Annotated in this window: 18 protein-coding genes; 12 read left to right on the top strand and 6 right to left on the bottom strand. The window is 48.9% G+C overall.

Going from position 1 to position 23,500, the window contains the following annotated elements:
- The first annotated feature begins 43 nt into the window (after positions 1-43).
- The 4 genes from KTO58_RS27200 to scpB all read left to right on the top strand — a co-directional run bounded on the left by KTO58_RS27200 (position 44) and on the right by scpB (position 4,685).
- Entirely contained in the window at positions 44-1,048 is a 1,005-nt protein-coding gene (locus KTO58_RS27200) for a sensor histidine kinase (protein ID WP_095836385.1), read from the top strand.
- Positions 1,049-1,055: 7 nt separating this feature from the next.
- Positions 1,056-1,799, top strand: a complete 744-nt coding sequence (locus tag KTO58_RS27205) for a LytR/AlgR family response regulator transcription factor (RefSeq protein WP_095836384.1) — start codon at positions 1,056-1,058, stop codon at positions 1,797-1,799.
- 169 nt (positions 1,800-1,968) lie between these two features.
- Complete coding sequence (gene atpG, locus KTO58_RS27210; RefSeq protein ID WP_095836383.1) at positions 1,969-2,862, top strand: ATP synthase F1 subunit gamma; 894 nt, start codon at positions 1,969-1,971, stop codon at positions 2,860-2,862.
- Between the two features lie 134 nt (positions 2,863-2,996).
- Complete coding sequence (gene scpB / locus KTO58_RS27215; RefSeq protein WP_225859942.1) at positions 2,997-4,685, top strand: SMC-Scp complex subunit ScpB; 1,689 nt, start codon at positions 2,997-2,999, stop codon at positions 4,683-4,685.
- A gap of 46 nt (positions 4,686-4,731) precedes the next feature.
- On the opposite strand, the gene KTO58_RS27220 is transcribed toward scpB, so the two are convergent.
- Positions 4,732-5,556, bottom strand: a complete 825-nt coding sequence (locus KTO58_RS27220) for a purine-nucleoside phosphorylase (protein ID WP_095836382.1) — start codon at positions 5,554-5,556, stop codon at positions 4,732-4,734.
- 73 nt (positions 5,557-5,629) lie between these two features.
- Positions 5,630-6,253, bottom strand: coding sequence for a 3-keto-disaccharide hydrolase (locus KTO58_RS27225; protein ID WP_095836381.1), 624 nt, complete (start codon positions 6,251-6,253; stop codon positions 5,630-5,632).
- 339 nt (positions 6,254-6,592) lie between these two features.
- On the opposite strand from KTO58_RS27225, the gene KTO58_RS27230 reads away from it, so the two are divergent.
- Positions 6,593-7,939 (top strand): M60 family metallopeptidase, encoded by a 1,347-nt coding sequence (locus tag KTO58_RS27230; RefSeq protein ID WP_095836380.1) that lies wholly within the window; start codon positions 6,593-6,595, stop codon positions 7,937-7,939.
- A gap of 85 nt (positions 7,940-8,024) precedes the next feature.
- On the opposite strand, the gene rny is transcribed toward KTO58_RS27230, so the two are convergent.
- The gene (gene rny, locus KTO58_RS27235; protein WP_095836379.1) at positions 8,025-9,587 is read right to left on the bottom strand and encodes a ribonuclease Y; all 1,563 of its coding nucleotides are present in this window, start codon (positions 9,585-9,587) and stop codon (positions 8,025-8,027) included.
- A 281-nt stretch (positions 9,588-9,868) separates the two neighbouring features.
- On the opposite strand from rny, the gene KTO58_RS27240 reads away from it, so the two are divergent.
- The 4 genes from KTO58_RS27240 (at position 9,869) to KTO58_RS27255 (ending at position 15,695) form a co-directional block, all read left to right on the top strand.
- Positions 9,869-11,419, top strand: coding sequence for a sensor histidine kinase (locus KTO58_RS27240; RefSeq protein ID WP_198315093.1), 1,551 nt, complete (start codon positions 9,869-9,871; stop codon positions 11,417-11,419).
- Positions 11,416-12,108, top strand: coding sequence for a response regulator transcription factor (locus tag KTO58_RS27245; protein ID WP_095836377.1), 693 nt, complete (start codon positions 11,416-11,418; stop codon positions 12,106-12,108). Before KTO58_RS27240 ends, KTO58_RS27245 begins: the two co-directional genes overlap by 4 nt.
- A 99-nt stretch (positions 12,109-12,207) precedes the next feature.
- Complete coding sequence (locus KTO58_RS27250) at positions 12,208-15,006, top strand: TonB-dependent receptor (RefSeq protein WP_095836376.1); 2,799 nt, start codon at positions 12,208-12,210, stop codon at positions 15,004-15,006.
- Positions 15,007-15,026: 20 nt separating this feature from the next.
- Positions 15,027-15,695, top strand: coding sequence for a hypothetical protein (locus tag KTO58_RS27255; RefSeq protein ID WP_157752715.1), 669 nt, complete (start codon positions 15,027-15,029; stop codon positions 15,693-15,695).
- Between the two features lie 65 nt (positions 15,696-15,760).
- Here KTO58_RS27255 and KTO58_RS27260 read toward each other — a convergent pair whose 3' ends face one another.
- The 3 genes from KTO58_RS27260 to pheT are packed head-to-tail and all read right to left on the bottom strand — an operon-like array spanning position 15,761 to position 18,869.
- Entirely contained in the window at positions 15,761-16,054 is a 294-nt protein-coding gene (locus KTO58_RS27260; RefSeq protein WP_095836374.1) for a cell division protein ZapA, read from the bottom strand.
- Between the two features lie 33 nt (positions 16,055-16,087).
- Positions 16,088-16,396 (bottom strand): hypothetical protein, encoded by a 309-nt coding sequence (locus KTO58_RS27265; protein ID WP_095836373.1) that lies wholly within the window; start codon positions 16,394-16,396, stop codon positions 16,088-16,090.
- Between the two features lie 46 nt (positions 16,397-16,442).
- Positions 16,443-18,869: a phenylalanine--tRNA ligase subunit beta gene (pheT, locus tag KTO58_RS27270; RefSeq protein ID WP_095836372.1), complete on the bottom strand. Its 2,427-nt coding sequence runs from the start codon at positions 18,867-18,869 to the stop codon at positions 16,443-16,445.
- 596 nt (positions 18,870-19,465) lie between these two features.
- On the opposite strand from pheT, the gene dnaB reads away from it, so the two are divergent.
- From dnaB to KTO58_RS27285, 3 genes are all read left to right on the top strand, one after another.
- The gene (dnaB, locus tag KTO58_RS27275) at positions 19,466-21,046 is read left to right on the top strand and encodes a replicative DNA helicase (protein WP_095836371.1); all 1,581 of its coding nucleotides are present in this window, start codon (positions 19,466-19,468) and stop codon (positions 21,044-21,046) included.
- A gap of 115 nt (positions 21,047-21,161) precedes the next feature.
- Positions 21,162-22,514 carry an MATE family efflux transporter gene (locus KTO58_RS27280; RefSeq protein WP_095836370.1) on the top strand — a complete coding sequence of 451 codons (1,353 nt, stop codon included), beginning with the start codon at positions 21,162-21,164 and terminating at the stop codon, positions 22,512-22,514.
- A 57-nt stretch (positions 22,515-22,571) separates the two neighbouring features.
- Complete coding sequence (locus KTO58_RS27285; RefSeq protein ID WP_095836369.1) at positions 22,572-23,270, top strand: RsmE family RNA methyltransferase; 699 nt, start codon at positions 22,572-22,574, stop codon at positions 23,268-23,270.
- Positions 23,271-23,500: the final 230 nt, after the last annotated feature.

Consider the following 23,500-nt stretch of genomic DNA (forward strand, 5'->3'; position numbering starts at 1 on the left):
AAAGGAATGGCCTTTTCATCCGGCTAAACCGTACTTTTAACAAATGAAGAAATACATCGAAACAAGTATCCACATATTGGTCTGGTGCGCCATATTCGTTGTGTTCTTCCAACATCTGTTCCTGAAACCTTTCTCTACAAAATATGTGGAAGGTATAGTAATGTTCCTGTCATTTGTCGGGATATTCTATATCAACCTGCTGCTATTGCTGCCACATGCCCGGGGCAGGCAGTGGTGGATAGTCATACTGGGATGGCTATTGATCGTACTGGTGTATAGCGGCTATTTCCGTTTCACGATGTATGACAGCATGCCCCAACGCCGTAATATGAATTACCCGGAGTGGAGTAACCTGCTGACCAGCCTATTAAAAGGAGCGGTCTTAGTCGGCTTCTTTATTTTTCTGAGCTCTGCTTATAAACTGGCCAAAGACTGGTTCCTCCATGAACGTACCCGCCAGCAACTGGAAAACGAACGCCTGAAAGCAGAACTCGACTTTCTCCGCTCTCAGATCAACCCGCATTTCCTGTTCAACAGCCTGAATAACATCTATACCATGGCCTATCGCCGTTCCGAAAACACACCGGATGCGGTAATGCACCTGGCGGAGATCATGCGGTATATGCTATACGACAGCGGGCACCCCTTCGTACCACTGGAAAAAGAACTCCACTACCTCGAACAGCTGATCGCCTTACAGGAGTTACGGATACAGGGACCGATGGCCTTGCAGCAACATATCAGCCATAGCAGCGGCAACGTATATATTGCCCCCCTCATCCTGATACCGTTTGTCGAAAATGCCTTCAAACATGGCATCATCAACGACCCTGACGATCCGATGGTATTACATATCAGCGTGGAAGGCAATACCTTACATTTTTCCTCCAGTAACCGTATCAGCCAGCAACAAAAAGACCCTATGGGAGGTGTCGGCCTGCAGAATGTACGCCGCCGCCTGGAACTGATCTATCCCAAGCGGTATCAGCTGGATATCAGGCAGGATGGCGAACATTATTCGGTAGATTTACATTTGCAATTGAACTGACCCAGGTATGGAGAAATTATCCTGCATCATCATCGACGACGAACCGCTGGCATTAGACCTGCTCTCCGATTACGTCGCCCGTACACCCTTTCTCGAATACAAAGGCGGATTCACCCATGCCCCTGATGCACTACCCCTGCTGCAACAGCAACAGGTACAGCTCGTCTTCCTCGATGTACAGATGCCAGCCATCAACGGACTACAGTTCCTGCGGATATTACCGCACCGTCCACACGTCATATTGACCACCGCTTACCCGGAATATGCCCTCGATGGCTTCGAGCTGGATGTGGCAGACTACCTCCTCAAGCCCATCCGCTACGAACGATTCCTCAAAGCAGTCAGTAAAGTGCTGGCCTCTTCCCAGCCGGCGCTGCCGGCAACGCCGCCCGCCGCGGTCCCGCCTCCGCTGGAAAATACACCCGTCGCCGATGGCTCCATCTTTGTAAAGACCGACCACCGCATCGTTCGTATCGGCCTCGACGATATCCTCTTCATCCAAAGCCTGAAAGAATATGTGATGATCCACACCCTCCAGGGTAAAACTATGACCCTCCAGAGCCTCAAACGGATGGAAGACGTATTGCCCCCCGGCCAGTTCATCCGTATACATAAGTCCTACCTCATCGCCCTTAGCAGGATCGATATGGTCGAAGGCAACCGGGTCATCATCGGAAAAGAATATATCCCCATCGGCGATACCTATAAGGCAGCCTTCCTGGCGCACCTCAACCGTACTAAGTTGTTGTAAATCAGTTGCTAAATCGAACTTCTGCGATAACGGCGCAGCCACTGGCCGTTCTTTTAAATTATCTTTCCCCCGGATTTCAGAATTATACCCGCTTTGCTTACCTTTGCAGCCGAAATAAAAAGGCATTCCCTTTTTATTATTAATAAAATTTGTAATCCTTTATTATCATATGTCCGGTCAGCTTAAAGAAGTCCGTAACCGAATAAAATCAGTTCAGTCCAGCCAGCAGATCACAAAGGCAATGAAAATGGTGAGCGCTGCCAAGTTAAGGCGCGCCCAGGAAGCCATCCTCCTCATGCGCCCCTATGCACTGAAACTGCAGGAAATGCTGCAAAATATTGTTTCCAACAGCGAAGGTGACATCGATATGGCTCTGGCAGCACAACGCCAGGTGGATAAAGTACTGGTGGTGGTAATCACTTCCGACAGAGGACTCTGCGGCGCTTATAACTCCAACCTGATCAAGCTGTCCAAACAACTGATCCGTGAGAAATATGCCGAGCAATTTGCCCAGGGCAAGGTAGATATCATGCCTATCGGTAAAAAAGGATATGAACATTTTGTGAAGAACGGTTACAAGATCAACGATAAATTCTGGCAGCTGTTCGGTAACCTCAATTTCGAACATGTAAAAGAAGCTGCCGCAGTAGCACTCGAAGGCTTCGTAAAAGGCCAGTATGATGCGGTAGAGATCGTATACAGCCAATTCAAAAACGCTGCTACTCAATTCTTTGTATCAGAGCAATTCCTTCCTATCGCTAAAGTGGAGCCTACTGCTGCCGACAACAAAAAAGCGATCAAAGCCGACTTCATCTTCGAACCGGAGAAAGAAACGCTGATCGCCGAGCTGATGCCTAAGATCCTCAATACCCAGTTCTTCAAAGCTATCCTCGATGCACATGCTTCCGAACACGGCGCCCGTATGACCGCCATGGATAAAGCATCTGAGAACGCTGCGGAAATCATCCGCTCCCTGAAGATCTCCTACAACCGTGCCCGTCAGGCCGCCATCACTACCGAGCTGACAGAGATCGTAAGTGGCGCCGCCGCACTGGCAGGATGATAAATAGTGTATATTTATATTTCTATAATAGGGTCAAAGACTGTATTTTCGGTCTTTGACCTTTTTATGTAAAAAGGCTAGGATGCCGATCAACTCATCCAGAGCCTGCTTTCCTCTCAAATCTGAATGGCACTATGGAAATATCTCAGATTATTCCGCATGTCGAAGCACTGATCTTTGCCGCAGATCGACCACTCCCCGCCATGGAGATAGTGGAACTGCTCAATAATGCACTCGCATTTCTCGAAGACAGAGCTACACTGGACCAGGTATCCGCCGCCCTCGAGGCCATCCACGAAAAATACCAGTCCGAATTCTATGCCTTCGAAGTAAGAGAAAGCGGTGGAGGATTCCAGTTCCTCACCAAAAAAGACTACTACCAGACCGTAGCACAGCTCAACGGAGAGAAATTCCTCAAACGACTGTCTACCGCCGCCCTGGAGACATTGGCTATCATCGCATACCGCCAGCCCATCTCCAAAGGCGAGATCGAACACATCAGAGGTGTCAGCACCGACTACTCCATTCAGAAACTACTCGAAAAAGAACTGATCGTCATATCCGGTCGTAGCGAAGACCTCCCGGGAAAACCCCTTCTCTACGCTACTTCCAAATCCTTCATGGATTACTTTGGTCTCAACTCTCCTGCCGATCTGCCTAAACTCAGAGAGGTATTCGACGAAGAGATCATCCAGCCTACCCTCATCAGCGATGAACTGCTACAGGCACAGGAGCATGAACGGGAACGCCCGCTCGCCGCCCCCGGTAATGGTAACCTGATCGTCTCCGAATCCGGCGAACTGGTCGAACAAGCCGATAAGGACAGCGGAGAAGAGATACTGGAAGACATCGCCTACAGCGACATTCCTCCACAGCAGATCACCGAAATAGTACAATTACCTCCCCTGGAAGACTTGCAGCAGGTAGTCGAGCAGGAAGAAGCCGAAGCAGAAAAGGAACGGGAAGACCAGGACGAAGAAGCGATCGAAACCGTATTCCTGAACCTGGATGTACCAGCCACAGACGAGGGGCAAACGACTACCGCCACCGATACAGAAACGCTGGAAGGAGAAGAACAGGCACCTGCCGGCACCGAAGAGGACGATCTGTCCGGCAACCCTCCGGAAGATACCCTCTCAACCCCGGAAGAAAATATCAAAGACAACGAGACTCCGGAAGTAACAGCCGGGGCGGAAGAAGCTGCGGAAAGCGATAGCGATGAAGCGGCAACAGATGATGCCGCGGACGAAGAGGAAGATGTTGAAGATGAGGAGGATGAGGAAGAAGATGTTGAAGATGAAGAGGAGAATGAAGAGGAAGGTAACGGTGAAGACGGAGACGATGAGGAGGAAGATGGAGATGAAGAAGAGGAAGAAGAGGAAGAAGAGGAAGACGAAGATAGTGATGACAATGATGAGGAGGAGGAAGAAGATGGTGAAGACGATGGGGAGGAAGATGAGGAAGACGAAGAAGATGAGGAGTATGAGGAAGAAGAAGAGGATGACGATGACGAGGAAGACGAAGATAGTGATGACGATGATGAGGAGGAAGAAGATGGTGAAGACGATGGGGAGGAAGATGAGGAAGACGAAGATAGCAATAGCGAAGAGGAATATGAAGACGATGAGGAGGAAGAAGAGGACAATGAAGATAACGGTGAAGACGGAGACAATGATGATGAGGAGGAAGAAGGAGATGATGAGGAGGAAGATGATGATATAGAAGAAGAAGAAGAAGAAGAAGAAGAAGAGGATGACGATGATGAGGAGGAGGAAGAAGACGATGAAGATAATGACGACGACAAAAAAGATAATAAAAGATAAACACTAAAAAAGGGTTGATCCTATCCGGATCAGCCCTTTTGATATGTTATAAAGCCGCTATAACTGTAGCAAATAAGCTGCTGAGTTGTTTGTCTGCTGCATTGGCTACTGCGATGATCTCGGCAATGGATACAGGGTGTAGGTTATCCGGATCACATTCGTCCGTGATGACGGAAATGGCTGCACAAGGCAATTGTAACTGGTTGGCAACGATCACTTCCGGTACGGTGCTCATACCTACCATATCAGCACCTATCATTCGCAGGAACCGGTATTCTGCCCGGGTCTCCAGGTTAGGTCCCATCACCGATACATACACGCCTTTATGAAGGGGCAGTTGCAGTGCACCCGCTGCTTCGGATAACTGGCGGCCCAGTTGCGGGTCGTAAGGGCAGCTCATATCCGGGAAACGGGTGCCATAAGCTGGCGCATTTAATCCCCGTAACGGACTTTCCGGTTGCAGGTTGATATGATCATCCAGCAATACCAGGTCGCCTTTCTTAAAGGCCGGATTCATGCCGCCCGCTGCATTGCTCAATAATAGCTGTTGTACGCCCAACGCTTTCATCACCCGTATAGGGAAGGTGATCTGCTGCATCGTATATCCTTCATAATAATGAAAGCGGCCCTGCATCGCCACTACCGGTGTATCGCCGATATGTCCATATATCAGCTGCCCCTTGTGCGACTCTACCGTCGACTCCGGGAAATGCGGGATATGCTGATAAGGGATACTATGTTCGATCCGGATATGTTGTACCAGCTCTCCCAGGCCGGTACCCAATACAATACCTACCCTGGGCTGCTTAAAACCTTGCTGTTGCAGGTATTCCGCCGATGCTGCTATTTGTTCCAAAAAAGTTGTTTCCATGCGTGTAAGATATAAAAAAGGGAAGCAGTCTACACCGCATCCCTTTGATTATTGACGATCCTTGTAATCAGTACTATAATTCTTTCACGGCGATGTTTCTCCATCTTACTTTGATACCTCCGCCGGAGTGTATCTGTAATGCGATCTGCCCGTTTTTTTCACCGATCTTATCATCTTTCAGCGTGATCATCTGCTCACCATTCAGCCAGGTGGTCACTTCATCGCCTACCACACGGATACGCATCTTGTTCCACTCACCCATCTTCAGCGCTTTCTCTTTCTCTGCTTCGGGTTGGATCAGCCATCCACGACCATAGGACTCGTAAATACCGCCACTATGTTGTCCCGGAGGTGCTACCTCTGCCTGCCAGCCAGCAATCTTGGTGCCTTCCAGTGAAGAGTGGAAAAACACACCACTGTTACCGTCAGCTTCCTGCTTGAACTCCAGCGTCAGCTCAAAGTCCTTGTATTGCTTATCAGTAGCCAGGTAACCATATTCCTTGTCAGGACCACTCTCGCAGATCAGGTTACCCTTCTCTACATACCATTTCTCCGTACCATGGATCTTCCAGCCATCCAGGTTCTTACCGTTAAAAAGAGATTGGCTCTTTTGTGCAGACACGGGCAATGCTGCTGCCAATAACATTCCCAATACCCAGGATTTCAGCGTATTTACTTTCAACGTACTTTTTTTCATACATGTTTTTTTACAACGGAGCCAAAATAGAGATATATTTTTTGTTTTTTCTGCCAGAATAATAGCAGCACTTACCGGTCATACAGGATGACAATTCTATGACGATATATCGATGCCCTCCCGCCGCTTTTTATACCTGCTCTGTCATTTACCCTCCCTCCTTTTCGCCCTCTCTCTGAATTATAATATATTGGGATAGCCCGTTAGCACGGACGTATATCAGTGAACAATGAACCTAAGCATCAGGATCGCCAGGATGTGTTAATCCGCTTATTTAGTAATTCCATTCAATCCTCACATCAACCAACGTTTCATTAACCATTTTAAAATTCCGAACGCATGAAATCCAAAATCCTGTTTGCCTGCATGACAGGCGCCTTCTCCTGTTTGCTATTAGTGAACACCAGCTGTCGTAAACCAGCGGCGGAGCCTCCCGGAGATCCGGCTGCCTCTTCCCGTGACGCCTCCACAGAACTGTTGACAGACAGCGTCATCACCATCAGTGAACAACCTTCCGGTAGCAAAGAAGCTACCCGGCTCCAGCAGGGCAACCCCGCTTCCGACTTCACCCCTACGGGCTTCTACTTGCCACCCAACGGGACCCTTAAAGTGCAGGTACAGCAACTCTCCGGTTCCCGGCTGCCGCGTATACTGATCGGCACTTACTCCCGTTACGAAAACAAATGGGATCCTACCTCCTACCAGTTGCAGGCAGGAGAAAATACTATTACTGATCCGCTGGGAGGCCTGATCTATATCCGGTATATCACCGATGGTACACCAGGCGCCAGTGCCCGCCTCACGTTTAAAGAAGGCAAAAAGCCGGTACCCTATTTTGTATTAGGCAAAACCACCCACGCCGAATGGCTTAGTATGCTCAACCTGTACACCGATGTACCCGATGTACAACTGGTGGGCAAAAGGGTGATTATCGTCGCCTCCCGCGCCAAAGCGCTTACCTATAAAGATGAAGACCAGGGACAGGTAGTGACCCTCGCAGACCGTATCATCAATATAGAAGACTCCCTCAGCGGCTTATGGGGTAGTAGCGAACGCGACCGCGTAAACGCCCATAAATACCTCATGACAGAAACCGATAAGGCAGATACCTATATGGCCGCTACCTGGTACCGTACCTGGTATCATAAAGATGTGGTCAATGTATTGCTGACTGTAAATGGTATCCGCTCCTGGGGACCCTGGCATGAACTGGGACATATGCACCAACAGGGCCCGATGAGATGGAGCACCCTGGGAGAGGTGACCGTTAATATCTACAGCCTCGCCGTAGAACGTGCCTTCGGCATCACCCCTTCCCGCCTGCGGGCTGATGGGGTATGGCCCAAGGTAAAGACCTTCCTGGCACTGGCGGATGCAGAAAGGGACTTCAATGGCAGCAAAGCAGATGTATGGGTAAGGCTGGCGATGTTTCACCAGCTATGGCTGGCCTATGGCGACAGTTTCTATCAGCAGATGCACCAGCGTATCCGGCAGGAGAAACCTACTGCCAGCTCCGATAACGACAAGATGCGCTATTTCATGCTCGCTGCCAGCCAGCTGTCTGGCAGGAACCTAGGTGGTTTTTTCCGCAAATGGGGCTTTAAAGTTCCGGAATCGGTATATACCGAGGTGAATAACCTCAACCTGCCGGCACCTACGACTGACCTGACCACACTGGAAGACTAACCCAGATCTGCTGACAAACAAAACACCCGGATTTCATGGCCAGCTGGCAGAAATCCGGGTGTAATATTTTTGTTATAACCTTCGCTTATCTCGCTACGTTCACCGCTCTCTTCTCGCGGATCACGGTTACCTTGATCTGACCGGGATATTGCATCTCTGTCTGGATCTTGGTGGCAATTTCGAAGGACAGGCGATCTGCATCGTTGTCGGTTACTTTATCGCTTTCTACGATCACACGCAGCTCACGGCCAGCTTGGATAGCATATGCTTTTTCCACGCCGTCATGCGCCAGGGCCAGGTTTTCCAGGTCCTTGATACGTTGCAGGTAGCTCTGCATGATCTCACGACGGGCACCAGGACGGGCACCGCTGATGGCATCACAAGCCTGTACGATCGGAGAGATCACATATTGCATTTCCATCTCATCGTGGTGGGCACCGATAGCGTTCACTACCGCTGCATGCTCTCCGTATTTCTCTGCCAGTTTAGCACCCAGCAAAGCATGGCTCAGCTCCGTTTCTTCATCAGGTACTTTACCAATGTCGTGCAACAGACCAGCGCGTTTTGCCAGTTTAGGATTGAGGCCCAGCTCAGCAGCCATTACGCCACAAAGGTTAGCCGTTTCCTTAGAGTGCATCAGCAGGTTCTGGCCGTAAGAAGAACGGAAACGCATCTTACCTACCAGGCGTACCAGCTCTTTATGCAGCCCGTGGATACCCAGTTCTATCACTGTTCTCTCCCCGATATCCATTACCTGCTCTTCCAGTTGTTTCTTTGTCTTTTCTACTACTTCCTCGATACGGGCGGGGTGGATACGTCCATCCTGTACCAGCCTTTGCAGGGACAAACGCGCGATCTCGCGACGTAATGGATCGAATGAAGACAGTACGATCGCCTCCGGAGTATCATCCACGATCAGGTCTACACCGGTAGCTGCTTCAATCGCACGGATGTTACGCCCCTCACGGCCAATGATCTGACCCTTGATCTCATCGCTCTCCAGGTTGAATACAGTGATCGCATTCTCAATAGTCTGCTCCGCTGCTGTACGCTGTATAGACTGGATGATGATCTTTTTAGCTTCTTTGTTAGCTTTGGATTTGGCATCCTCGATGATCTCCTGGATATGCGCCAATGCCTGGCTACGTGCTTCTTCTTTCAGGCTCTCTACCAACTGGTGTTTAGCTTCTTCTGCAGTCAACCCTGCCACTTTTTCCAGGCGACGGATATGCTCTTCCTGGTGTTTCTCCAGGTCGTTCCGTTTGATCGCCACCAACTCCATCTGACGGTTCAGATTCTCTTTTATTGCTTCATTTTCCTGTACCTGTTTCTGCAGGTGTTCGGTCTTCTGATTTAAACTCTGTTCTTTCTGTTTGATCCTGTTCTCCGCATCTGCTAACTTCTGATTCCGCTGTAGTACTTCTTTCTCATGCTCACTCTTCAACTGCAAAAATTTCTCTTTTGCCTCAAGTAACTTATCCTTTTTGAGGTTTTCTGCTGTAAGCTGCCCGTCTGCTATGATCTTTTGTGCCTGCTGCTCGGCGTCGAGTATCTTTTGCTGCGTATTCTTGGCAAAGATCACCTTACCCAACAAAATTCCAATGATCAATGCCGCTACTGCAGCTATTGTCGTGATTAAAACATCCATACAAACAATTTAAACTTGATATTTATATTGAATTCCATAGCCTCTTTTCAGTCAATATGAAAAGGGAGGGGCTGGAACTGACCCGCGAAAATACAAAAAATAATGAGGGAATGCGAGTTTATAGGAATATGGCTATGATTATTAATCCATTACCACCAAATGGCGCCTGCAAAACCCGGCCTATATGCCTTGCCGCCCGCTACTGTTAACGGACACTGCAATAGTGTTAATGAACGTTAATGCCCGGTCTAACAGCCACTTGTCTAACGTACATTTGTAATATGGACTTCATCGTCAAACGCATCTGGTGGATTACCATCCCCATCGCCCTGGCAGTACTGGCCTTCCAGCTTTATTGGCTCAGGGGCACCTACATCAGTCAGCAGGCCAGTTTCCGCCAGTTGGCCGCCGATGCCTTACAACGTGCTCACGAGCAGGTGATGGTGCTGGGTATGAAGCAGATGGAAAAAGATAAGTCCAAGATGGCCAAGAAGTTTGGTCTGCATGACAACAAAATGGACACCAGCTCCTCCACGTCCATGTCATTGTCCATGATCATGGACACCGATACAGATTCCCCTATGACCATCAACCGGTCTATCCAGAAGATGAACGATGTCATCCAGAAGGATCCCAGCTCTAAAAGCCCGCTCCGTCAAAAGAAGAAAGATGACCCCAACACCGTAAGCATAAAGGATACCAGCCGGGTGAGTATATATACTACTACCCAAACCCTTTCCGGTAAAGATTCCTCCATATCAAAACATTACGATGGCAATTCCAAAGCCATTAAAGAAATGGCTAACCGTTTTGTGGCCAATATGTTCGCGTATGGCAACCTGGTAGATATGGATACGGCGCTGCTCCGGAAGAATTTTCTTAAAGAACTGGCGGATAAACAGATCTACCTGCCTTTTCAGCTGCATCTATACAAGAAAGATACACTGCTGGCCAGCAGACCGGAGACGATCGCTATAAAGATTATGTCAATGGATACCGGTAAAACTTTAGCAGCCACCTTTGACGGACTGAGCAAAATGCTCCTCCTGAAAATATTATGGCCTATCGTACTCTCCTTCCTGCTGGTACTACTGATCGCCAGCTGTATATGGATACTGGGACGTATCATCCAGCGGCAGAAAAAGCTGGAGGTCATGAAAAATGACTTTATCAGCAATATCACTCATGAACTCAAAACACCGGTGGCCATCCTCAGCGCTACCAACGAGGCATTACTCACCTTCGGGGGAATGCATGATACCGAAAAGACGGCCCGCTATCTTCGGCTGAGCCAGGATGAGATCCATAAGTTACAGGGGCTGGTAGACAATATCATGTCGCTGACACGTATGGAACATGGCGAAGATATCCCCGAACCGGTGGAGGACGTCAATATACCTGCCCTCCTCAAATCGGTCATCGCCCGGTATACCGGCCTGCCCGGCGTACATATACATCCCGATATCCAGCTGCAGCATGAGCGCCTTCGTACCCGCCCGGCTGCCGTACGTACCATCCTGTCCAATCTTTTGGACAATGCCATTAAGTACACCGCTGCAACCGAAAAACATATTCATATCAAAGTCCGTGAACAGGATCAGTATTATACTGTTATCGTACAGGACAACGGGATCGGTATCGACCGGGCCTATCTGCCGTATATATTCGATAAGTTCTACCGGGTACCCCAAGGCAATGTGCATGAAGTAAAAGGATACGGACTGGGATTAAGTCATGTGAAAAGCCTCCTGCAACGACTGGGAGGTAGTATCAAAGCCGAAAGCCGCCTGGGACAGGGTACTACATTTACTGTTCAACTGAAGCATTCATGAGCGAAAACATCAAATTGCTATTGATAGAAGACGAAAGCATACTGGCGGGCGTAGTCCGCGAGACGCTGGAAATGAAAGGGTTTGAAGTAGCCTATGCCGCCAATGGACAGGAAGGCTGGGATCTGTACCGCTCCTTTAAACCGGATGTTTGTGTCGTTGATATCATGATGCCTAAAAAAGATGGCCTTACCCTCGTGGAAGAGATACGCGCTATAGATACCACTACCCCACTCATCTTTCTGACGGCCAAAAGCGAGACGAAAGATGTGCTCAAAGGATTCCATGTAGGGGCCGACGACTATATCAAAAAGCCGTTCAGCATGGAAGAGCTGATCCTTCGTATTCATGCCCTGCTTAAACGCTCCCGTGTAGTCACTCCGCCACCACCACCGGCAGACTATCTCTACCTCGGCGCCTATGTATTCGATCACCAGCGCCAGGAGCTGCATCATGGTGGCGAAGTACAACGGCTCTCACAACGGGAAACGGAGATACTCAAAATGCTGGCCGACAATGCTAATAACATCACTTCCCGCAAAGAAATGCTGATTACCCTCTGGGGAGATGATAACTTCTTCAACGCCCGTAATATGGACGTATATATTACCCGTATGCGTAAGTACCTTCGTCATGACGAACGTATCCAGATCGTGAACGTCCGGGGCAGAGGGTATAAGCTGCTGATCTGACCTCCGCTTTTTTTAACATTCATTAAGACTATATACATACTGGTTAACCCATTCCCGACATACCCGTTGGTAGCTTTGCCTTGTCAATTATAACAAGGTATGTACAAGATATTTAAAACCGTCATTTTACTGTTGCACTTTATAGGGATCTATGCAATAGCATATGCACAACACATGCAAACGGTTGTTGCAGATGCCGATACGCATCAGCCTTTACCGGGCGCATTCATTAAGCTCAATAAATCCGGAGATACCGCCATTCTAAAAACCGGATATACAAGTCAACGGGGAGAAGTATCCTTTGCTAACATGCCCGCAGGCGATTACGCTTTGCAGGTGCAGAGCCTGGGATATCCTCTCCGTTCTTTGGCTTTCAGTATCGGCACCGGCCGCTTTCCCGCCCTGCCGGATACGATTCGCATGAAGATGGGTGCAGGGGTACAACTAAAGGAGGTGACTGTGAAGGATAATACGCCTCCTGTCAGTATGAAAGGAGACACCATTCAGTATAACGCCAGCAAGTTCAAAACGAAAGAGAATGCGGTGGTGGAAGACCTGTTGCGCAAACTGCCTGGTGTAAATGTAGACCGGGATGGGAGCATCAAAGCACAAGGAGAAACTGTAGAGCGGGTGCTGGTAGACGGGAAGGAATTTTTCGGGAGCGATCCCAGTATTGCCACCCGCAACCTGCCGGCAGATATGATCGACAAAGTAGAAGTGCTGGATAAAAAAAGCGATCAGGAAGAGTTCACCGGTGTCGCCGATGGTAACAGGGCCAAGACGATCAACCTGGTTACCAAAAAGAACCGTAAGAAAGGGTACTTCGGCAATGCCAGCGCCGGTATCGGTACCGATAATCGCTACGAAGGAGGATTCAATGTGAACAGTTTTACCGGGGATAAACAAATGTCCGCGCTGTTCAAAGCCAACAACGTCAATAAATCTGGTTTCAGTGCCGCAGAACTGCTGAAGAAGATATCCCAGGATCAGAATATGCTCAATAACCTGCCGCCGGCAGCGCTGTCAGAACTTATGCGTATGAAGGGCGTAAGGATAGAGACCGATCCGGGGGAGATGGCAGAACTGGCCAGACCTTCCGGCCTGACGGATGTCAAGTACGGTGGCGCCAACTTTAATAACGACTGGAGTGATCGTTTTAAACTACGCAGCAGTTATTTTTTCAATAACTACAATACACGTAATACTTACGATTACAATCGTCAGTACAACTTACCGGATACCGCTTACAACACGCAACAGGCATCGGAAAATACAGACGGTAACCTCAACCAGCGTATCAACATCATAACGGATATCAAACTGAGTAATAACACCTCCATTAAACTAACACCCAATCTGAATCTGACGAATTTTAATAACAGTCAGCAACGTAGCTTCAGTTCCTTTAGCAGCGATAATACCCGGCTATTAAACCAAGGTACTCAGCAGACCAGCACTACCGGCGATAACCTGTTTGCCGATTTTAATATGCAGCTGAAACAGCGGTTGGGCAAAGCCGGACGTACACTGATGGTCGAAGTGACACCGCAATATTACCGTAATAACAGTCACCTGAACAACCAGTCCGTAAGTGATTTTTACAATCTGCCTGGTGGTAAACAAACTACTAATGTAGATCAGCAGACAGCCGACCGTGGCCATGTATCCAGTATTAATACCAATATTTTATATACAGCGCCTGTCGGCAAACGTTACAGCCTGCAGTTGGGTCAGTCTTTGTACTTCAGCCAGGCAAACTATGATCGTAGTGTATATAACAGGAACACCACCACGGGGAAATATGATCAGTTGTCCGCACAACTCAGTGATAACTACAATACCGGTAAAGATCAGTATACCAGCAAGCTGTTACTGTCCGGCAGCTACAAGAAATTGATATACACGATCGGCGCCGGCTGGCAGCAAAGTATGATACGTGGTACTTCTGATGTGAAAGGCTATCGTATCGATGGGTCTTACCAGGCATTGTTGCCCGAGGCATTGGCAGAGTGGAAACCCAGCAAGGGAAAGAAGTTGACCTTCCAGTATAAAGTGAATGCTAATGCGCCTTCTGTCAATAACCTGCAGCCACTGGAAGATAACAGTGATCCCCTGTACGTGCGTAAAGGAAATCCTGCACTCAGCCAGGAGAAAAGCCAGCAGATACGTGTAGGCTATAACATCTTCAAAGAGAAAGGAAATTCCTTCTATGTAAATGCCAACTGGCAATGGTTTGACAGTAAGATTACGGATAGTACCAGTATAGATCGTAATAGTGGCAGACAGTTTATTATGCCGGTCAATGTAAGTGGTAACTATACAGGTACTCTGACCGTAGGCAACGGATTTGCTATAGACGATAATGGGTCTTCGCTGACGATAGGACTGAATGCTTCCTATAGCCGCAATAAGACCTTTGTAAATGGGTTGGCCAATATATACAAGACGGTTACCATCACACCGGATGTCAACTTCAACTATTACTTAGGTAATAACCTGAGCCTGAATGCAAGAGGTAATGCCGCCTGGAACAAACGTAAGTTCTCTGTACCTACCAATATGCCTGACAAGAACTGGCTGCTGAACTATGGGCTGGAAGCGATGGCCACGCTGCCCTGGAAATGCTCCCTGGAAGCCAGCGTAGACGGCTTGAGCACATTGGGCCTGGCGGCAGGATACAACAATACGATCCTGCTGTTGAATACAGCCTTCACAAAAGAGCTGGGCAAACATTTCTCTTTACGTGCGGAGGCGAGGGACCTGCTCAACCGTAACCAGTCTGTTAACCGTATACTCGGTACCGGGTATATCGAGGATAAACGTTCCAATGCACTAGGCCGGTATTTTATGCTGAGTGCTATTTACAAATTCAGACATTTTCCAAAAGCTAAAAGTTGAACGCATATAAAACCACACACATGAAACAGTTGATATTATTACTGGGAATGATGAGCACTGCTTACGCTGTTACTGCGCAAGACAAGACCCAGGGCCGGATCGAATATGAGATCGTATTGAACCTGCATGCCAACCTGAAACCCGATCAGCAGCAGTTTAAGGAAATGATACCGGAGACGGCTGTGCAGAAAGAGGTGCTGTACTTTAATGGTGACAAAAGCCGGCTGGATCGTAAATCTATGGAAGAGATGACCTCTGAAGAGGGTGCAAAGATCAAGATACAGACCGGCGATGAGGATGAAATAGCAATATATACAGATGGCGCCACCGATAAGCAATACTCTTTGCAACAAAAAGAAGGAAAAAAAATATTGGTGGACAGAGATAAATCGGATAAGAAAAAAGGGGACGATAAGGCGGGAGGAAAAGAAGTGAAAGGCAGTAAGACTAAAGTGATACTGGGATATACCTGTTATGATGTAGGCACCAAACGAAAAGGGGACAATATGACACTGTGGGTAACGGATGAGCTGCCATTCCAGGGAGGACCATTGGGGGCTTATAATGATAAAGCTATCCTGGGAATGGATGCAAAGGGTATGTCCGTTGTTGCTAAAAAGATAGATTTTGTTCCTGTAGCACGGGAAGAAGTAACGTTACCAGCTGGTGTACCGGTGCAGGGGAAATAAGCAGGGTGTTGGAAATAGTAAAGGGCCGGTACTTATTGTACCGGCTCTTTTTAGTCAGTTGTCAATTATTTCAGATGTTCTTCTAGTAGTTGTTCCAGGTGTTGTAGTTTTTCCTGGAGGAAGGGAGCCATGCCGGCTTGTGCTTTACCGCCGCTTGTCACGGGGTGGGTGGCATACATGATAAGGGCCATGGCGATGTAGTCTTGCAGGTCCTTACCGGCATACGCGGTTTTGAATTCAATGATCTTTTCATTCACTTCCTTCATAATGCGGCGTACTTCTTCTTCTTCTTCCGGCTTTATTTTGATACGGTATGACCGGTCAGCCACTACAATGTTAACAGGAATAAGCGGATCCATAATAATCACAATTAATCAGTCAGAAAATTCCTTTTAAGCGTTCAGCATTGCCATGCATTTATCGATCTCTTTGATATAGTCGTTGATCTTGCTGCGCATTTCTTTCTTAAACTCTTCATCTTCTGTAGCAGAGGCAGGATGGCCTTGTGCGGCGCCGGCTATTTTTACCAGCCGTAGTTTGTCTTCCAGTGCTGCAATGGTCACTTGTTGCGACTGTATGTCCTGGTCGCGTGTTTGCAGCTGCTCTTTCAACAATACGTTCTCTGACTGTATCTGCTGTAGTTTCTTCAGCAACAGTTGTACCTTATCCTCTATGCTTTGTATGTATTGTTCCAGTGCCATTTGCGAATAGTTTACGGTCTGCAGGCCGTAGCCTGCAGACGATGATCTATTTTCTTATCTCAGCTTGCAGCTGGCTTTCGAATGCTTTCACGAGCTTCTCCATGACGGTATCGATCTCCTTATCGGTGAGCGTCTTTTGCGTGTCCTGGAAGGTAAAGCTGACCGCGTAAGACTTCTTGTTATTGCCCAGCTTCTCACTTTCAAAAACGTCGAACAGGTTGATTTGTTGCAGCAAAGCTGATTTTACGCCTTTGGCGGCAGCTTCTACTGCGGCAAATTTCACCTGGCGATCCAGTACCAGTGCGAGGTCGCGACGAACGGACGGGTACTTGGGGATCTCTTTATAGAAGCTGTCTTTCTTCTGCAACAGTCCTAGGAGCACCTGCCAGTTGATATCTGCGTACCATACCGGTTGTTTGATGTCGAACTGTTTCAATTTGGTGGCAGCTACTGCACCCAATGTTACTACGGGTTTGTTCTGCACCTTGATCTGCCAACCATGTTGCAGGTCGCTGCTATCGGCTTCTGCCCATTGCAGTCCTTTCAGTGCGAGTTGTGTCAGTATGTTGATCACGTATCCTTTCAGGAAGTAGAAATCTACGGGGCTGGATTTATGCAGCCAAGTCTCTGTGGTTTTGTTACCGGTAAGGTACAGACAGAGATGTGGTGTTTCTTCGTAACCGTTGGTGCCTACTGCATAAGTCTTGCCAAATTCGAAGAACAGCAGGTGTTCATTTCTTCTGTTCAGGTTGTAGGCAATACTTTCCAGGCCGGTTTCCAGCATGGAAGGGCGCATGATATCCAGTTCTGCGCTGAGGTTGTTCAACATCTTCACGGTATGCTCCAGCACTTCCGGTGTGAAGTATTTGCTGTTGGTGATGGAGTTGTTGAAGATCTCGTTGAAGCCGTTGGCAGCCAGGTAGTCGGCGATCTTTTCATAGATCTTTTCTCTGTCGGGCTGTTCGGAGATGGTGGGCGCAATGCGCATTTCGCCCGGGAATTCGACGTTATCATAGCCATCGATACGCATGATCTCTTCCAATACGTCGGCAGGTAATGTGATATCCGGTTTGCTGAACGGAGCGGCTACGGTTAGTCCTTCTGCATTGCTGTCAAGGATGTCGAAACGCAGGCTGCGCAGTATGCTGAGTATCTTTTCCTGGCCATAGTCTTTACCGCTCAGGCGGGTGAGGTATTGCCAGGTGGTAGAGATGGTGGCTTTTTGTTTGGGTTGGGGGTAGCTATCGATCCAGTCGGAGGCGATCTGGCCGCCTGCGAGTTCGCAGATCAGGGCGGTGGCGCGCTGCAATACGTAGAGGGTACCGGAGATGTCGACCCCTTTTTCGAAGCGGGTGGCTGCATCGGTACGCAAGCCATGACGCATGGAGGTGGCGCGGGTGGTGATAGGGTCGAACCAGGCGCTTTCCAGAAAGATATCTTTAGTGGCATCTGTTACGCCGGATTGCAGACCGCCGAATACGCCGGCCAGGCACATCGGCTCGCTGTTGCCATTGCAGATCAGCAGGTCGCGGGCATCCAGTTTACGCTCTTTGCCATCGAGGGTGGTGAAGAGCGTATCCTGGGGCAGGTTTTTAACCAGCACCTGTCCGCCGGTGACCTGGCGATCGAAGGCGTGCAGTGGCTGACCGGTCTCATGCAGGATGAAGTTGGTGATATCTACGATATTATTGATGGCGCGTACGCCGATGCTCTGGAGTTGCTGTTGCAGCCATTCGGGGGAAGGGCCTACGGTGATGCCGGAGATGCTTACGCCGCAATAGCGGGGGCAGGCATCTGTATTTTCGACCTTGACAGTAACCGGAGCGGGTGTTGCCGCTGGTGTCAGCGCTGGTATTGCCGGGAGCTGTACCTGGTATTGTTGTGTTTGTTCTACGTTGTTGAGGTAGGCACAGATATCCCTTGCCACGCCGATGTGGCTCATGGCATCCATATGGTTGGGGGTGAGGCCTATTTCGAATATCCAGTCCTGTTGGGGATGGAATACTTCGCTGGCGGGAGTACCGGGTTGCAGGGCAGGGTCGAGTACTAGAATACCGTCGTGGCTGCTACCCAGTCCGATTTCGTCTTCGGCGCAGATCATGCCATGGCTTTCTTCGCCACGGATCTTGGCCTTTTTCATCGTAAGGGGTTCACCTTCAGCAGGATAGATGGTGGCACCGATAGGGGCTACTACCACTTTTTGGCCTACTGCTACGTTGGGAGCGCCGCATACGATATGCAAGGGCTCGGTGCCGCCGGTATTTACAGTTGTTAGTCTCAGTTTGTCTGCGTTAGGATGTGGTACTACCGTCAGTACTTCTCCGATCACCAGGCCCAGGAGGCTACCTTTTACGGCTTCAAACCGTTCCAGGCTTTCCACTTCCAGACCTACGCTGGTGAGGATCACAGATAATTGTTCAGGGGCCGGTTTTACCGGCAGATAGTCACAGAGCCAGTTGTACGAGATTGTCATTTGCAGCTAGAATTAGTCATTTCCGGCATGGGCCGGGGGCGTAAAGTTAATATATGATTTAGAGATTTCGGGATTTTGGCCTTGGTTTGCGGGTATTATAAGGTTTAAAAACGGTGGTGTCAAGTGGGGAGGAGGTATTGAAAATTCCGGAGAACTTTTTGGGATTTTTTACACAAACGGCCTGGAAATCTTTTTGCACAAAGTATGTGAATAATTGTGACCTTTGTTCTTGATTTCCGAAAGGAGAAGTGAATAACCGATATGTAGTCAGTGTATAACTGTCATTTTGCGTGTTAATAAGGTGTTGAAAAGCATGAATAAAATTAATACTGCTTTAAACAGGATTAAATGAAAAAATGCCTTTACCTTAGTTTTTACGGCTCCAAAAAGTTTACAATTATTTAAAGTTGTGATAATATTCGGGAATGTAAAAGATGGTAAAAGGTTCATATCTGAGGTAGCTCAACTTTAACGGGAACAGCATTAAAGAGCAAGGATTAACCAACCAGTTTTTATCCGACGGGGAGACCCTGTAATAGCCGGTACACCATTGACAGTAACTATTTTCAATAACTCATTTAATTTACATACCATAAATGGATCTCAATCTTAAGAAAGACCGAAATATGCGGCGGAAGCCGTCTGTAGACGTTTCTTCCATGGTATACGGTAAAATACCTCCGCAGGCAAAAGAGCTGGAAGAGGCTGTGTTGGGAGCCATTATGCTGGAAAAAGGCGCCTTTGATACCGTTATTGAGGTGTTGAAAGCCGAATGTTTCTATGTAGAAGCACATCAGAAGATATTTATCGCTATGACCCGGCTCGCTGCCAAGTCGATGCCGGTGGATATCCTGACGGTAGTAGAAGAACTGAAATCTGGTGGAGACCTTGAAGCGGTGGGCGGTCCTTTCTTTGTGACCCGGCTGACGAACTCGGTGGTATCTTCTGCCAACATCGAGGCGCATGCCCGTATCGTATTGCAGAAATTCATACAACGCGAGCTGATCCGTATTTCCGGAGAGATACTGTCTGAATCGTATGAGGATACGGCGGATGTGTTCGATCTCCTGGATACGGCTGAGTCTAAATTGTTCGAGATCACCAATAATCACCTGCGTAAGAACTATGATTCCATCGACAGGGTGTTGGTGAATACGATGAAGCGGATAGAGGACCTGCGTAATAAAGGCGATGATATCACGGGCGTACCTTCCGGGTTCCCGTCGCTGGACAAGGTGACCTATGGCTGGCAGCCTACCGACCTTATCATCATTGCGGCGCGTCCTTCTGTGGGTAAGACCGCTTTCGCGCTGAACCTGGCACGTAATGCCGCTTTGCACCCCCGTTTTGCCAAAGGTGCGGCGGTGTTTTCCTTGGAGATGTCCTCGGGGCAGATCGTACAACGTATCCTGTCTGCCGAGTCAGAAATAAAACTGGAGAAGATATCCCGTGGTAAGCTGGAGGAGTATGAGATGAAGAAGCTGATGACCCACGGTATTGAACGCCTGGCTAAAGCGCCGATCTTTATCGATGATACGCCGGCCCTCAATATCTTCGAACTCCGTGCCAAATGCCGGAGGCTGGTACACAACCATGGCGTAGGGGTGATCATCATCGACTACCTGCAGCTGATGAGTGGCGGTGGCGACGGGCGGAATACCAACCGTGAGCAGGAGATCAGTAAGATCTCCCGGGATCTGAAGGGATTGGCGAAGGAGCTGCACGTACCCGTGATCGCGTTGTCGCAGCTGAGTCGTGATGTGGAGAAAAGAAAAGACGGCAACAAGATGCCACAGCTGAGTGACCTTCGTGAATCTGGTGCGATCGAGCAGGATGCCGACATGGTAATGTTCCTTTACCGCCCTGAATACTACGAGATCACCGCCAATGAAATGGGGGAGTCCAACAAGGGAGAAACCCACGTACGTATTGCGAAACACCGTAACGGTCAGCTGGATACCATCAAGCTGAGGGCCGTACTGGAGTTCCAGCGTTTTGAAGACGATGGCAGCCTGGAGAACCCGGGCGGCGGTCCTTCCTTCGGCGGAGACAGTCCATTTGCCGGCATGCGCAATCATGGCGGCGGCGGTCAGGATGAAGCCAAACTGTATATACAGAAAGGCTCCAAGATGAATGACATGGACTTTGACGAAGGATTTGAAGATGCACCTTTTTAACCGGTAAATATAGTTACCAGCTAACACGAAACGGAGAAGGGGCGAGTGCCCCTTCTCCGTTTCTTTTTTATGTCCGCTTTAGTACCTATATTCTCCACATAAATAGCTTCATCCAATGAAACCACTGCTAAAAAAGTATGAGCAACAGTACAGGAGTAATTTTCGTTTAGCCTACCCGGTAGTCATTTCCCAACTGGGACATACCCTGGTCGCATTATCAGACAGTATCATCATTGGTCATACCGGCCCTGTGCCCCTGGCGGCCGTATCGCTGGGCAACAGTATGTTCACCATCTTCATGGTAACTGGTATCGGCATGTCCTATGGGCTTACGCCATTGATCGCCCAGGAAAACGGGCGTGGCAACCGGCACAACATCGGCTGCCTGCTCAGCCATAGCCTTATTATCAACAGTATCGTAGCGGTACTACTTTTCTCTGTCATCTTTATCGGCAGTAATTACATCACCCATATGGGGCAATCTGCTGAAGTGGCTGCACAGGCGAAGCCCTTTTTGCGTTTCCTGGGTTTTTCCTTTCTGCCGCTAATGATCTTCCTGACCTTTAAACAATTTGCCGAAGGGTTGGGCTTCACCCGGCAGGCGATGAATATCAGTATCATCGGTAATATTATTAATATCCTGATCGGGGTAACTTTGGTATATGGGCTTTTCGGTGCTCCCCGTATGGGCGTGGTGGGGGTAGGTATCGCCACTTTCGTAGACCGTTTGTTGATGGGGATCACTATGGCCATCTATGTGTTGAGGGCGCCTCGTTTCAAGGTTTATCTCAGTTCCTTTGGATTTAAGGAGCTGACCGGCGCTACTTTCCGTAAGATATTGGGGATCGGTACTCCCGTAGCCTTGCAATATATATTTGAGCTGAGTGCTTTCAGTGGTGCGGCAATCATGATCGGCTGGATAGGTGCTAAAGAACTGGCGGCGCACCAGATTGCCATCAGCCTGGCTTCTATTACGTATATGATGGCCAGTGGCGTATCGGCTGCGGCGGGTATTAAAAGCGGCAACCTGATGGGAAGCGGCAACTTTAAGGAGCTACGTCTTTCCGCGATAGCCAGTTACCATATGGTGCTGGTACTGATGGGGGTGGCTGCGTTGGTGTTCATGTTGGGGCGGCATCTGCTGCCGGCCATGTATATACAGGATACGACGGTGATCAGCATTGCTGCCGGCCTGTTGATCATTGCGGCGTTCTTCCAGCTGTTTGATGGTACGCAGGTGGTAGGATTGGGAATATTGCGCGGTATGGGGGATGTGAAGATCCCTACTGTCATTACGTTGTTTGCCTACTGGGGGCTGGGGCTGCCGATCGGTTACTGGGTGGGTATCCACCAGGGGCTGGGCGTGCAGGGTGTTTGGTGGGGCTTGCTGATAGGGCTGCTGACCGCTTCTATCCTGTTATTCTTCCGTTTCCATTATAAAAGCCGGCAGCTGAACCTGGAGTTATAATCTTGTTGGCGACGGGTAAGTCGTATTTTTGCAGCCTGTTTTTTCATAGTTAAGTTTATGGCTACCTTTTATACAAAAGATATTACACCGGATAGTAAAACTTTCACCCTCGATGAGGCGGCGTCCAAACACTGCATACAGGTGCTGCGGCATGCTACCGGCGATGAGATCATGCTGGCGGACGGCCGGGGTGGGAGATATACGGCGGTCATCACCGATGATAACCGTAAGAAGACGGTGGTGCAGGTGAGCCGGTACGAGCAGGCGGCGGCGGTGTCGCATCCGCTGCGGATAGCGATCGCCTTTACTAAAAATGCCTCCCGCATAGAGTGGTTCCTGGAGAAGGCGGCAGAGATAGGGGTACAAAGTATCATTCCTTTGCTGACGCAGCGTGGGGAGAAGGAACGTTTTAAGGCGGAGCGCCTGGAGAATATCCTGGTATCGGCGATGTTGCAATCGCAGCAATATTATCTGCCGGAGCTGACGGCGCCTATAGCATTCGATCAGCTGGTCGGCAGTGCGGAGGATGAACAGCGGTTGATCGCTCACTGTCTGCCGGAGCAGAAGCAACCTTTGCAACAGCAGTTACAGCGCGGTAAAGGGGCGTTGATCCTGATAGGACCGGAAGGTGATTTTACGCCAGCGGAGATCGCACTGGCTTTGGATAAAGGATTTACGCCGGTATCGCTGGGGGATACCCGGTTACGTACGGAGACGGCCGGGATGGTGGCCTGTGTACTATTTAATCATCAGTAGCGGGGAAAGGTGCTGTGGGTGAGGGTTGCTTATACAAATGATACAGGAGAACTAAGGGAATGATATGGGATAGGTGGACCTGAGCATTTTTTACAGTATTTGCTATTTGATAATCAGCGCGTTGGGTGCTTTTAATGTGTGAATAGTACCAGAAAGTAGTGTAATATGTACGAATAATACCAGTAAGTAGGTATAAAAAAAGCGGGTCCTGCGACCCGCTTTTTGTGTTT

Origin of the sequence: Chitinophaga pendula, from assembly GCF_020386615.1 — a bacterium.
GTDB lineage: Bacteria > Bacteroidota > Bacteroidia > Chitinophagales > Chitinophagaceae > Chitinophaga > Chitinophaga pendula.